Source organism: Sporosarcina ureae DSM 2281, from assembly GCF_000425545.1.
Classification (GTDB): Bacteria; Bacillota; Bacilli; order Bacillales_A; family Planococcaceae; genus Sporosarcina; species Sporosarcina ureae.
Genome location: NZ_AUDQ01000016.1, coordinates 33,475 through 47,072 on the forward strand (window position 1 = coordinate 33,475; position 13,598 = coordinate 47,072).

Annotated in this window: 12 protein-coding genes; 2 read left to right on the plus strand and 10 right to left on the minus strand. The window is 40.9% G+C overall.

Going from position 1 to position 13,598, the window contains the following annotated elements; genetic code table 11:
• Positions 1–3 precede the first annotated feature (3 nt).
• The 3 genes from H605_RS0114045 to H605_RS0114060 form a co-directional block, all read right to left on the minus strand.
• On the minus strand, positions 4–960 hold the full coding sequence (locus H605_RS0114045; protein WP_029054810.1) for a sugar kinase: 957 nt from the start codon (positions 958–960) through the stop codon (positions 4–6).
• 7 nt (positions 961–967) lie between these two features.
• Entirely contained in the window at positions 968–1,882 is a 915-nt protein-coding gene (gene gnd / locus H605_RS0114050; RefSeq protein ID WP_029054811.1) for a phosphogluconate dehydrogenase (NAD(+)-dependent, decarboxylating), read from the minus strand.
• 657 nt (positions 1,883–2,539) lie between these two features.
• Positions 2,540–3,460, minus strand: coding sequence for a DMT family transporter (locus tag H605_RS0114060; RefSeq protein ID WP_029054813.1), 921 nt, complete (start codon positions 3,458–3,460; stop codon positions 2,540–2,542).
• Between the two features lie 166 nt (positions 3,461–3,626).
• On the opposite strand from H605_RS0114060, the gene H605_RS0114065 reads away from it, so the two are divergent.
• Together H605_RS0114065 and rpoN are read left to right on the plus strand one after the other, a co-directional pair.
• Positions 3,627–4,052, plus strand: coding sequence for a DUF1284 domain-containing protein (locus H605_RS0114065; protein ID WP_029054814.1), 426 nt, complete (start codon positions 3,627–3,629; stop codon positions 4,050–4,052).
• 117 nt (positions 4,053–4,169) lie between these two features.
• On the plus strand, positions 4,170–5,444 hold the full coding sequence (rpoN, locus tag H605_RS0114070; protein WP_051210606.1) for an RNA polymerase factor sigma-54: 1,275 nt from the start codon (positions 4,170–4,172) through the stop codon (positions 5,442–5,444).
• Positions 5,445–5,800: 356 nt separating this feature from the next.
• On the opposite strand, the gene H605_RS0114080 is transcribed toward rpoN, so the two are convergent.
• The 7 genes from H605_RS0114080 to H605_RS18465 form a co-directional block, all read right to left on the minus strand.
• Positions 5,801–6,460, minus strand: coding sequence for a GntR family transcriptional regulator (locus tag H605_RS0114080; protein WP_029054816.1), 660 nt, complete (start codon positions 6,458–6,460; stop codon positions 5,801–5,803).
• A gap of 43 nt (positions 6,461–6,503) precedes the next feature.
• Complete coding sequence (locus H605_RS0114085) at positions 6,504–7,718, minus strand: diaminopropionate ammonia-lyase (protein WP_037562126.1); 1,215 nt, start codon at positions 7,716–7,718, stop codon at positions 6,504–6,506.
• Between the two features lie 70 nt (positions 7,719–7,788).
• Positions 7,789–8,946, minus strand: a complete 1,158-nt coding sequence (locus tag H605_RS17970) for a M24 family metallopeptidase (RefSeq protein WP_037562128.1) — start codon at positions 8,944–8,946, stop codon at positions 7,789–7,791.
• A 23-nt stretch (positions 8,947–8,969) separates the two neighbouring features.
• Positions 8,970–9,095, minus strand: coding sequence for a hypothetical protein (locus H605_RS19595; RefSeq protein WP_257788265.1), 126 nt, complete (start codon positions 9,093–9,095; stop codon positions 8,970–8,972).
• Between the two features lie 39 nt (positions 9,096–9,134).
• A complete protein-coding gene (locus H605_RS17975) occupies positions 9,135–10,634 on the minus strand; it encodes a sodium-dependent transporter (protein ID WP_051210602.1) in 1,500 nt (499 codons plus the stop codon).
• A 69-nt stretch (positions 10,635–10,703) separates the two neighbouring features.
• Positions 10,704–11,864 carry a M20 family metallopeptidase gene (locus tag H605_RS0114105; RefSeq protein WP_029054818.1) on the minus strand — a complete coding sequence of 387 codons (1,161 nt, stop codon included), beginning with the start codon at positions 11,862–11,864 and terminating at the stop codon, positions 10,704–10,706.
• 297 nt (positions 11,865–12,161) lie between these two features.
• The gene (locus tag H605_RS18465; RefSeq protein WP_051210603.1) at positions 12,162–13,406 is read right to left on the minus strand and encodes an S-layer homology domain-containing protein; all 1,245 of its coding nucleotides are present in this window, start codon (positions 13,404–13,406) and stop codon (positions 12,162–12,164) included.
• Positions 13,407–13,598: the final 192 nt, after the last annotated feature.

Below are 13,598 nucleotides of genomic sequence, written 5' to 3' on the forward strand. Positions count from 1 at the left end.
GAACTACCTCCTTACGTCTGATGTGAAGTCGCCTTTAAGTCCTTCATTGAATTCTTCCAGTGTAGGTAAACCGTCTATATCACCATACTGCTGGATCACTCTTGCGCCAAGGCTATTTCCGTATCGTACACTTTCTTCATGACGACAGTTTAATAAAAGGCCGTGCACGAATCCTGCCGCAAATGCATCACCTGCACCTACCGGATCGACTATATTAGCAACATTCACGACAGGAATCTCTTTATAATGTCCATGTTCATACAGCACTGTACTCTCTTTTCCACGCTTAATGACTATGATTTGCTGTGCATTTTTTTGTAACGTTTGGCAAATCTCGCGGACTTCGGTTTGATTTGTCAGAAAAGCCGCTTCTTCGATACCTGCCAAAATATAATCTGCTCTTACGGCTATCGCATTTAAGACTTCAAATGCCTCTTCCTTTTCCCAAAGCTTAAATCGAATATTGGGATCAAAAACTATTTTAACTTCATGTTTGCGTGCTAATTCTATCGCTTTAAATACAAGCTCTTTACAAGAGCTGCTAAGAGCTGGAGTTACTCCTGTAACATGTAGATATTTCAGTCCTTCAAAGATGTCTTCAGGAAGTTCTTCCTTTTGCATGTGGCTTGCCGCAGAATCTTTTCGGTAATAGTATACGTTCATGACATCGCTGAATTTTTGTTCTTTAAATAAAAGACCTGTTTGAGCACTTTCCGTCATCTTGAGATGAGTAGTATCAATTCCTTCTGATTTAATACTTTTTAAGATACGACGACCAAAAGGATCATTGCCCAATTTGCTCATATACGATACTTGATGACCTAGACGTGCTAGACCAGTAGCAAAGTTGGACTCTGCACCTCCGATCTTCTGATATATCTGTGGAAGATCTTCCAAGTTACCTATTGCTTGAGATTGAAATATCACCATCGTTTCACCAATTGTAAATACATCCGTCACTATAACTTCACTTCCCCTCTACCTCATGACCACCGAATTCTTTTCGTAATGCAGCAACGACCTTTCCACTGAAAGTATCTTCCTGCATTGATCGGTTCCGTACCATTAACGATAAGGCTGTAACTGGAACCGGCACCTTCAAATCCATTGCTTCTTCTACCATCCACTGTGCTTCTCCCGACGCATTCATCTTTCCGACAATGGATTCTAATCTGGGTTCCTTCCTGAATGATTCCTCTACAAGCTCCATAAGCCAACTTCTAATGACTGAGCCATTATTCCAAAGTCGCGCTACTTCCTTATAATCAAATGGATATGGACTTTCATTCAGTACTTCAAACCCTTCGGCAATTGCTTGCATCATTCCGTATTCAATTCCGTTATGGATCATTTTTAAATAATGTCCACTACCTGTCTTACCGGTATACAAAAGTCCACCTTCACAGCAAATCTTGATTAAAAATGGTTCTATTCGTTTATAGCTGTCATGGTTTCCGCCTATCATTGCGCAAAGTCCTTCTCTAGCACCATCTACCCCGCCACTTGTACCAACGTCAAGTAGATTCAGACCAGCTTTTAGATATGCCTCATTCCATTTCTCAATTTCTTTATAATGAGAATTCCCGCATTCCAGTACTGTAGAACCTTTTGGAAGGGCTTTCAAAAGTTGTTCTAACATTAATTCTGTTTCTTCACCATGCGGAATGAGTATAAAGATTATGTCTTCAGGATTGATTTCCTGTATTAATGAATCCCATTCACTAATAAACTTGAATCTTTCAGTCTGAAATATTTCTTCACGCAACAATTCATCCTTTACTTGCGGAAGAATATCATAACCGATTACAGAATAGCCTTTTCGTAAAATATTAACTGCCAGATTTCTTCCCATCTTTCCTAAACCTATTAAAGCGATCTTCAAGGCTCTCACTCCCCATTATGTTATCTTCATTATTACTGAACAACGTTCTTAAACTAATCTATCGTTCAGCATTAATGAACGTCGTTTTGATAAATAGCTAAAATTATACTATTAATAAAACTTGAAGTAAGTATATTGTCTTTTCTAGTAGTTAAATAACTCAAGTTTTTATTTAGCATTGAGAGCTTTAATATTTCCATCTCCTCACATTTATTAAAAGTATATTCAATCTTATCTGATAAATCAAGGTTTATTTTTCCATATTTTCTTTTGGCTAATATAAAGATATGCTTTTTAAAACTTTGACTCTTAAATATTAACTCCAGTGTCTTTCAATTTTTCTAAACGAACTGCTTCAAAGTTGACCTTTTAAGACATTCATACTTTTCATCACATGATGAATTACAAGATTTTTCTACCTGTTATTTTATTGCATTTTCTTAATAACACTACAAAGAATCCAGAACCATGTACTACAACTACAATAAGTATCAATCCAATAAAATGTGCTGGATAATTGCTTCCCTTAAGAACAAATTCGCTCCCATCAATGATAAATATGTAGAGACAAGCTCCATAACCAAAACGCTGTTTATGGAGCTTGTTATGCAAGATATCAGACTATTAGTGTTCGTGTACTTGACTAATATTCTATAGCTACCCAACAGGCGGGAAGTGTTTATTCCGATTCCTAATAATCGCCTCCAAAGAACCAGAGCCGAATAGCACACCCGCCACAATCAATGCTAGACCTATATAGTGGGCCAGGTAGATTGTTTCTCCAAGAAATAGACTGGCTGCGATTAACGAGAAGAACGTATTCAAGTTTAAGAAAATCGATGAGCGTGCAGCACCAATTTTTTCGATAGCGGAGTTGTACATCATGTGACCGACAGCTGTAGCTAGTAGCGCTGAGAAGAAGAAAATTGCCCAGATGGATGGTGTTCCGCTATTCAGGCGATCCAAGCCGCCTGGTTCCTTTACGAGCGACACGATGAAAAGAATCATTGAACCGAACAGAAACATATAGCCCGTGAGTAACTTCGCGTCCATCGTTTGGGACGCTTTTTTTATCAGGATGAAGCTGAGTGCCTGCGACGCAATCGACAGAAATATTTCAATATCGCCAAACGATATTTTGCCAATTGTCCCACTACCCGCCAGGACGATGACTCCTACTCCGATACCGCCAAACAGGAAACCGAGTGAACGCACGAATGTAACACGTTCCCTCAGAATCAGGACGGATAACGTAGCTGTAAGCAACGGTCCGAGGCCTAATATCAATCCTCCGTTGGCCGCGCTGGTCTTCGACAATCCTTCAGCTAGAAAAAAATGGTGTAATACAACATTGGTTGTCGCGCCCCCAAGGATATAGAGCCATTCCTTATTTCTCGGCAAACGGATTTTCTTCAGCACGAACAAGATGATGAATACTGATGATGCGGCGACCATGATCCGCAATGAAGTAATAGTAATCGGATCGAAATAAGTCACGAGATACTTGAGAGCAGAAACGTTAATTCCCCATGTGAACATGACAAGTACCAATGTGATAATTACTTTTAGATCTTTCATAGTCCACTAGCCCTCTTTTCAAAATATTTTCTTATTGGCTAATTATAGAAGGTATGCCCCTAAAGTCAATGTCCCACAATTCGCACTTCCCTCCCGCACCCCATTATGTGTATACTGAATAATAAAATTAGTTAACTAATCTACGATTTAGAAAAGGTGGGTTTCTATGATTAAATTACGCGGGCACCATATCTTTTGTTTGCTTGGATACCGAGGGATGGGCTATTCAGAAGAGTACACGGAAAATATGACGAAGATCCATGATGTGTTACGGGAGCGGCCGGATACGATGATACAGATCATGAAAGGCCCCGATTATTTATGCGCAAAGTTTCCTGAAGGCCAACCGTATCATTGTCAGGATGATGGGATTTATGAGCGTGATACGGTAATTTTACGTAAGCTCGGATTGAAGGTCAGTGATGTGTTGCCTTGGCGCGAGGTTGAGAGAAGGATTCGACTACATGTCGTGCCGGATGATATCGTCGTAGTGTGCGAGACGTGCTCTTGGCGTTCGTACGGGTTTTGCCAAGAAGGTGTCGAGGAGATAGTGGAGTCAAGAGGGTTACGGCAAGTTCTTCAGGAAAAATAAACTATTTCAAACAATAGTCCAAGTCGATAGAGCATGATATGATAAGCACATAGAAATGAAAGCGCATTCATATACTTTCATCATGTACTTTATTATAAGGAGGAGATTTCGTTGAATATGTCTCTCCAGCAAAAACAAGAACTCAGTTTGCGGATGACGACTGAACTCCGGCAAGCGATCGAGCTATTACAATTATCGACTTATGATTTGGAGCTATATATACGAGAAAAAGAGTTAGAAAACCCAGTGATTGAAATACAGGAAGCTGAAAGAACGGATTCATTCCAAGAACGGCAGTCCCCAAACTACTCAAGTCAGGAACCGAATTCAACAGAATGGGTGAAACAGCAAGACGTCAGTATGCGTGATCAAATGCTTCGACAAGTCGAGGTCGATTTCAAAGATCCTAAGACGAAACAATTACTAATGACGTTGATTCATAGTTTAGATGATAACGGCTATTTATGTACAGATATGCAATCTGTAGAAAATGTAGAGATCGGTATCGAATTGCTGCAACACATCGGTCCGCCTGGCATAGGTTCTCGGACACTAAAGGAGTGTTTGTTGCTGCAAGTTAGAAGTTGCGAAGCGTGTCCCGAATTAATGGAAACGTTCATATCAGAGTATTTGCCTTATGTGGCCGAACGTAAATGGCAACAGATCGCGAAAGGTATGAATATTACGATGGCGCACGTAAACGAACTGCATGAATTCCTGCTGACGCTGCATCCGAGACCTTGTCCAGAGCTCGGTCACAGCGAAACGGAATTCATGATGCCTGACGTGATCGTAGAGGAAAAGCACGGGAAGTTGTCGTTTCATTTAAATGACCGAGATCTTCCGAAAATCGGACTGCGTAAGGAGTATGTATCTTCTCTCAAAGGTACATCCGAACTGTCTTCCTATTTGCGCGACTATCATAAACAAGCGCAATGGTTGCTAACGAGTATTGAACAGCGACGCCAGACGATTATTCGTATTGTGACGGACCTTCTCGAAAAACAGGACGCGTTTTTTCGCGAGGGAAGAAACGCTTTGCAGCCGATGACGATGAAAGAAGTGGCGGACAGTATTGAGATGCATGAGTCGACCATTAGCCGTACCGTTTCCAATAAAGTAATCCAAACACCTGCCGGCACGTTCGACATGCGCTCGTTATTCACATCCAAACTGGCCGCACAGGATGGCGACAGTGTGTCGCAATCCGCTGTAAAAGCATCGATCCAGTCACTGATTGCGAAAGAGGATAAACGTAAGCCCTTATCTGATCAGAAGATTGTGGATTTACTCTTGAAAGAACAAGGGATCACTATTTCGCGCAGGACGGTTAGTAAGTACCGGGAAGAACTTCACATCCTGTCGTCTAGTAAGCGGAAATCGATTTTGTAGATTGTGAACTCTATGTGCATGTCATTTTTCAGGTATGCGCTCTATGACCTATATCACACGCTTATACCGTCTCTGTGTCTCCTCCAACCCTTCCCGATTTGGGAACGATCTTCATAAACCTTTTTTCATCTACAGGATATGAAGCGCTATAATCGTGTTGTTTATATTCATCTAAATCGCCTTTTATTTCCCTAAAAGGTTGATATGAATACACCATAAAGCAATTTTCCCAGAAGTAATTACCGCCAATGAAAAAGCCGCTCAACTAGTCTTCTATTGACTAGTTGAGCGGCTTCTCCAATTGAACTACATGTGAACAAGTTTTAGTTATGCATAAGATTAACGGATTCAAATCGTCAAACTGTGTTGATTTCAATGATTCTCGCTAGGCTATTTTTCCAGTTAGCCTCAATTGCGTCTAGGATTTTCTTTTGATCCTTGTTTTTCAGTGCTTCGATGATTGCCTTGTGTTCATCAATAGATTTCTCGCCATTAGATACTTGGCCAAAATAATGAACTTCTAAACGTTGCACTTTAATTTTCAAGTTGATCAGTAAGTTGATTAACTCTGGATTATTGGACATACTTACAAGTTTTTGATGAAATTCATTATCGATTTGGAATGCCGCCACTTTATTACCTGACTGCAACTTGTCTATAAAGTGGTGATTCAGTTCTTCCATTTCCTGAATGACTTCATTGGAAATATGATGAAATGCCTGTTCAGCCGCAAGGCATTCCAGTGTAGCAACGATTGGATAAACATTCGCAGCCTCTTGGTAATCGACTTGTGAAACCGAAGTGGATCTGTTGGCCTTCGTCACGACTAGCCCGTCTCGTTCCAGTCTTAGAAGTGCCTCGCGTATAGGCGTCCGACTAATCCCCAGTAAGTCGGACAATTCTTGATCCCTCAATATTGCCCCAGGAGCAAGTTTGCCTATGATAATCCAATTCTGAAGAATCTCATACGCCTCATCCCTCATGAATATTCGTTTTATCCTTACATTACTATCCATATCGTGTCATTCCTCCCTGCAACGATCCATTATACCCTTATGGTCAACTTGGCGTAGGGTAGTGACCACCCCAAACGATATTTTCATAGCCTTCTGGATCTGTGTTCCCTTCCGTATTGAAAACTAGGACAACAGAATCCTCGTTCAACTGCAGCTCATCTCTCATCTTTTTACCGTCGGTGCAATCCAATAGGGATAATAATCCGACAGCATTGGCTGCACCTGACTCACCAGATATGATTCTTTGATCATCGCCAAGTGGACTTGACAGCACACGCATCCCTCTAGCCGATACATAATCCGGTAACGTGATGTAAGCATCTGTAACAGATTGTAACGTTTTCCACGCCTCTGTATTTGGTTCTCCTACTGATAATCCTGCCATAATGGTTTCGAGATCCCCGCTTACTGTAGTATAACTGCCTTTACGTACAGATTCAAAATAACACGCAGCATTTTCCGGCTCTAAGATCGTCATATGTGGTTTGTTTTCTTTATAGGCATCTGCGAAGTAGCCTGCAATACCAAAGGCAAAAGACCCCGCTCCTGCTTGTGTCATGATGTGCGTTGGTGCAGAAGTACCGTCTTCAAGCATCTGCTCTCTTGCTTCATGTGCAATTAGCATATATCCTTCTGAAATCCAATTTGGAATTTCAATGTAGTCATCCCATGCTTGGTCCTGTACGTGATACCAATTATTTTCATTGGATATTTTCTCCACTTTCCGTAGGGTATCATCGTAATTCACGTCTGTGACATGAACGGTTCCACCGAGTGATTCAATAGCTTCTACACGTGAAGTTACTGTGTTTTTCGGCATATAGATTACGCATTCGCACCCTAATTTCTTCGCCATCCACGCAATACCTTTCCCATGATTGCCATCCGTAGCCGAGATAAAAACAAAGTCTTTAATTTTGTCATGTACATCACTTGATAGTAGATAGTCGAAGTCTATTTCATTGATATCGACTTTTAATTCATCGCATAGGATCTTTGAAATGCCATATAATCCGCCAATCACTTTAAACGCGTTCAGTCCCATTCGATTCGACTCGTCTTTAACATATACTTTTTTGATTCCAAGATGTTCTGCCAAATTATCCAGTGATACTAAAGAGGAAGGTAGATATTCTTCCACTGTACGGAAAAACCTGCTGACCTCTTCCGCAGTTTGCACTGTTAGGAAATCATTTTGGTTGCTGCCGTCACCTGTTCCATTAATCATCTTACACTCTTTGAGTTCAATAATAGTCATTGTCCATATCTCCCTTATAGATAGTTAGTGAAATTGCGTAATATAGTAGCCTATTGATGTGATGTTTATTTTATATAGTGGAATGAAGCTCTCTGTTTCCTCCAGAAAGAATATCGGAACCGTCTTTTGTAATAACGAAGTTTTCTTCCAGATTGAAAATTCCGAATTCGTTAACTAGTCCCGGCTCCAGATTGATAATCATTCCCTCTTCCAATACCGCATCATCATAGATTGTAATGGACGGAGGTTCCGTACTCATCAATCCCATGCCATGTCCAAATCTACCGCACTCGAAGTTCGCGTCAATTCCCACACGTTCCATCTCTCTAGCACATGCTCTTGCTACTTCCGCTACCGGAACTCCTGGTCGCATCACTTCAGACGCACGTAATGTCACTTCATGTATTTTTTGTTGGTAGGCCTGTCTTTCCTCACTAGCAGCTCCAATTACACCTGTACGGCAAAAATCGGACCAATAGCCATTGTATCTTGCACCCACGTCTAAAAATATATAGTCACCGTCGACCAATATTCGATCAGTAGCTGTCTTACTGATTCTATCGTAATTTTCTACGCCTGACGTCAAGATGACAAATCCAGGTGAGTCAGCTCCACCTTCTAGCATGTACGCTTGTACGAGTCTTGAGATTTCTCGCTCCGTCATTCCTTCTTTAATATTCGCAAACACTTTATCATGAGCATAACTTGTCGCTTCACACGCTTTTCGAATGCACGCAATCTCCTTGGATGATTTAATCAACCTTTGGCTCCAAATCAAGGAAGATGCATCCGTGAAATGAACGTTCGGAAGCTCGCTCTTCAGTTCCTCATATAAATTCAACTGGAATCCGATTACTTGTTCGTTTCCTTTTTCCATTCCGATCGAACCATTTGCTATACCTAACTCTTCCATTAACTCTTTTAGCTGTAAGGCTGTAGGTCCTGTTAAACTTTCATAACCTCTGACATCACAACCTTTAGTAATTTGCTGCGCATCAGGCACTTGAAAGACATGGACGTATAATAACGGCTTACCTGTACGTGGAATAAACAAAAACGACGATCTAGTAAATGTAGTCCACGGTGCATGTGTATGGAAGTTACAGTAGTAGGTTAGGTTGCTTTCGGCAGAGACAAGAAGTGCATCAAAGCCTTGTTCTCCCATTTTCCTTTGACAATCCACCACTCTTGTATTTATATCTTCTTCTGTAAATGTAATGTATGACATGTGATGGCCTCCCCAAAAATCTATTATTCCATTTCTTGTTCCACTTCTTGAGCTTTTGACTGCTTCAACAATCGTGCAAGCATTACGACGAAACCACCAATAAAGATACCTAATAGAATAATCATCATGATAATTGCATTAAGCGTCATGTAAGCGCCTCCCTTTCTTTTTAAGTATTGCCTTCAGTATTAGTCAGAGTAATCGTTTTTAGGAATTGCAGGGAAACCTTCTCCTGTATAATACTTTTCTTTAATAGAATCACTTACTCGATTATTAAAGATAATACTGATCAACAACATTAAACCACCTTGCATGATTAGCGTACCCAAACTAAGCGGAGCAAATGGATTCCACCATTGTTCATTCCAACCGATAGACTGGATTGACCACCAAACAAACATGATCAAGATGATGATTGGCGCTATGAATTTAATGGAATACTCCCACCAGGTACCTATAGGCATGCCAGTGTATGGATTGTTAATAAACTCTTTCCTCACTTTGGAGACACCAAATTTGTATAATGCGAAACAAGATAAAAATGCGCCGAATACCATCATTTGACCGACTACCCAATCTTGGTTAGCCAAGAAACTAGGGTTCCATACTGACGGAAGTCCCCATACGATGAGGATCAAATATGTCCAGATAATCGCTTTTTTCTTCGGTATCCCCGAATCAGCCATTGGCAACACTACGATCATTACACTTGCGATGACGGAAGAAAAAGCAGCCAAACCAAGACTTAAGAAAAATAGAACGCCTATAATATAACCACCAGGCATTTGTTCAAATAGATTCGTTAATGAAATAAATGTCAATCCGAAATTATCTTGTGTAAGTATATTTTGCGCTGCTTCTATAGATGGCGTTATTGCGAAAACGGCAGGTACCACAGCCATACCAGCAATGAGTGCCACTAACCCGTCACCTGCTACCTGAATACTGGTTGTTAAGGACAAATCAGACTTTGGTCGGGTAAACACAGCAAGCGTAATCACCAATCCCCAACCTGCGCCTGCCGACCATACTGCTTGCGTTAAAGCTTCCAACCAAATTTTCGAACCTAATAAGAGTGAAGGATCAAAACTAAATAAGTAATTTAATCCTGCTCCAGCCCCTGGCAATGTGATGGAGTAAATAGAGACGATTGCCAGACTAATAATGAGTATAGGCAGGAAAACTTTTGACACTTTCTCGACACCTTTGATTCCTTTATATGCTATATAACAAGCTATAGTTATTAACGACACATAAATAACTACCATAGTGAAATTGCCATTGGAAATCTTATCGAAAAGCTCAGCCTTATCCGCACCCGCATAACCATTGGTGATGGACAAACCTAAATAGTAGAACACCCAACCTGTTAATACACCGTAATAAGCATTTAAAGCAAACATGGTGATAACAACGACTACGCCCATCCACGTATACTTTTTTCCGATAAAGTCTTTAAATGCGCCAGGAAGCCCATGTCTTGTTGCTCGTCCCATAGAGTGTTCACCTAACATAATAGGTAGACATACGAGGATCATCATAATAGCCCATGCTACGATAAATGTACCACCGCCATTCTCTGCTGCAATTCTTGGAAACCTCCAGATGTTACCAAGACCCACTGATCCAGCAATGAGTGTAACAACTAAACCTAATTGTGTTGAATAACCTGCCGTGGATTTTTTCAAATATGTACCCTCCCCGAATCCTATTGTTCTTGCATTATTTATCACCTATGAATTCACATACTCTATCTATTAATTAGAGATACTACTACCAGCTTTTAAAAATGACTTGGCGGATTCTACGAGTATATCTGTGTTTTTCATAACGGATTCAAAATCAACCCATTCGACAGGCTCATGAAGTCCAAAACCAGAGGCACCGATATTTATGGTAGGTATTCCGGCTTGATGGAAAACGGCCGCATCTGTCCATACTTCCCAACCAATTTTTTCAACTTCATGGCCCATTACCGTCTCATAGGCTTTAGTAGCGTGTTGAATTATTTCTGCATTTTCATCACAAAGTAAAGGGTCTCTTTTGAAGTACCATTCCACTTCCGCTCCTTCAACAGCTTCTTTTACAACTTGTTCAATTTCAGCTTTTACCGCATCAGCATCTTCATTTGGGAGCGTTCTTCTCTCTACATGAATTTGGCATTCCGGTGCGTATGTCGAGACTCCGACTCCCCCATTTACCAAGCTCACATGCATAGAAGCCGGTCCAACTAGCGGATCCTTTCTTTCCCTCAGAACTTTTTTATCGAATTGATCTAAGCCCACCAAGATGGAACCCATTTTAGTAATTGCACTTTCTCCTAAATCCCATCTTGCTCCATGTGCACTGCGGCCAGTAGTTGTAATTTTTGCCCATAAAAATCCTCTGTGGGCTACAACCATTTTCAAGTCACTTGGTTCAGTTAAGATACAAGCATCCGCTTTGTGATGCAATACGTAATGATCAGCACCAATACTTGCATACTCCTCATCACATATTAGTGCCAAAATCACTTTACCTTTGATTGTTCCTTCTGCGGCAAGTATGGCAGCTGCACTCATTATAGAAGCAACTCCTGCTTTCATATCACAGCTTCCACGGCCGTACACACGATTTCCTTCTACTGTCGGCTCAAAAGGTTCAATGGTCATTCCCTCTGTTCCTACTGTATCTAGATGCGCACAGAAACATAGAGTAGGTCCGTCTCCATCACCCAGTTCTGCATATACATTAGGCCGCCCCGGTTCCACAAACTCTATTTCTGCGTGTATATGATGTTTTCGAAGCCACTCTACTGCGAATTCCGCTATTTTAACCTCATTGTGGCCTTCATGTGGTGCAAGAACGGGGTTAACCGAAGGTATTCTTATTAAATCACGTAGTAACTCTAATGAATCTGAATTTGTAAGCGCTCTCATCTATATTACTCCTCCCCAATAGAATTCAATCTGCAGTGAAGTGTGATATACCACACTTCACTAGTAATATATCACACTTCACTGTTTCGGGGAATAGTTATTTGACAATTAAATATTTTTAGATTAATTTGGCGGTTTTTTATTCTCAATACTTGCTGAAGTATTTATATGTATGATGTAGATCTACTTTATTCAAATGATCCATCCCACGTCTTGAATAAAGGACCTTAACTAGCCTTTTCTATACAAGCAAAAAAACACCTTTTGACAGAAAGGTGTTTTTCGCTTGTATTTATTTTATTGAATGGTATACCCATCAGACGAATTGAATCTCACTTTCATACGGCCGTATTGTGTTTCTACATTGAATGTGTACTGATCGAATGTGTACTTCGCATCCGTCACGGGATCCAGCTCGACTTGTTGGGTTGTTGTGACGTGTTTAACAACCGGGTTTTTATTGCCATATGATAGATATTCTTCTTTAATGACTTTCGCCGCTTCTTTGACCGTCAGCTGGAAGTTTTTCGTGCCGACTGGTGTGAAGTTGAGAGCATTCATTTTCCATTTGCCGTCTTGCATTTTGAATTGATAAGCTACAAAGCCTCCGACAGAGAAGCCGTTTTGGAATTCAATCGTATTGACGTTGAGCGTGTTCGCATCCGGCTGATTGAAATCAAACCGCACGTATGGCTCAAAACGGATGAACGGGAAGACAGATGCATAACACTCTGTGCACGCCTTGTCATAATAAGCCGACAAGCCATTTCCCGTAAATGATTTCGTTGCATACATGCGCAAAGAAGGCTCAATGTCTGCATAAGATTGGCCGTATATCTGGCCTTCCCTCATGACCTTCTCCAGTTGGAAAGGCAAGCGGTTGACGAGATCCCACGCTTTGCCTTTCGTCACTTGACCAGTAGCAGGACGAGCATTTTTCACGAGAATCGCACCGTACAGGAATTGTGCATAGTGTGCGCGAGTTACGGCATCATTCGGGAAGAATTCACCTTGATACCCTTTCGCAATTCCACTTGCGAACAATGCATTCGCATGTGTGTAGCCCCAATGATCATTGTAGACATCATAGAATGCGTCGTGCTTAGTCATATGCAGATCGAATGCGATATCGAGAACTTTCGCCATTTGAATGCGTGTGATCGGTGCCTCTGGATTAAAATAGCCATCTGACCCGCCACTGAAAATACCGGCTGCGGTCAATTTCATGATGGAAGCATAGTAAGGGTGACTCTTCGGTACATCGTGGTACGTGACGGTACTGCTTGCTTGGGGTAACTTCAGCGCCTGATCTAGTAACTTGGCCACGTGTTTACGTGAAATCATTTCCTGTGGTCGAAATGTGCCGTCTGTATAGCCAGCTATGAAGCCTTTATCCTGTAAATAGTGGATTGCTTCATAGTTCGGATGATTCTTCGACACATCCTTGAATTCTTTTGTTGCTGCTTGCGTGGAATCAAATGATACAAATGAAAACAGAACGATCAATACAGTCCAAACGAAAATCCGACTAGTCTTGTTCATAATCTTTCCTCCTCAGTGAATTATTTTGTCGGCTGTTGGTTACTTGTTATTCATATTCTACCAAGTTTCAAATGATTCGTATATATTTATTTTCGCAATATTGAAAATACTCAAGTGTTATTTTTAGTAATGTCTTATATAAGGTTTTTTGTCGTGATGAAAGGCTTTATATTCACCATTTTTTCACAAATA

Coding starts and splice junctions, on each gene's coding strand:
- H605_RS0114060 (WP_029054813.1), bottom strand. CDS start 3,460: ATGAAAGATCTAAAAGTAATTATCACATTGGTACTTGTCATGTTCACA.
- H605_RS0114065 (WP_029054814.1), top strand. CDS start 3,627: ATGATTAAATTACGCGGGCACCATATCTTTTGTTTGCTTGGATACCGA.
- rpoN (WP_051210606.1), top strand. CDS start 4,170: ATGTCTCTCCAGCAAAAACAAGAACTCAGTTTGCGGATGACGACTGAA.
- H605_RS0114080 (WP_029054816.1), bottom strand. CDS start 6,460: ATGGATAGTAATGTAAGGATAAAACGAATATTCATGAGGGATGAGGCG.
- H605_RS0114085 (WP_037562126.1), bottom strand. CDS start 7,718: ATGACTATTATTGAACTCAAAGAGTGTAAGATGATTAATGGAACAGGT.
- H605_RS17970 (WP_037562128.1), bottom strand. CDS start 8,946: ATGTCATACATTACATTTACAGAAGAAGATATAAATACAAGAGTGGTG.
- H605_RS19595 (WP_257788265.1), bottom strand. CDS start 9,095: ATGACGCTTAATGCAATTATCATGATGATTATTCTATTAGGTATCTTT.
- H605_RS0114105 (WP_029054818.1), bottom strand. CDS start 11,864: ATGAGAGCGCTTACAAATTCAGATTCATTAGAGTTACTACGTGATTTA.
- H605_RS18465 (WP_051210603.1), bottom strand. CDS start 13,406: ATGAACAAGACTAGTCGGATTTTCGTTTGGACTGTATTGATCGTTCTG.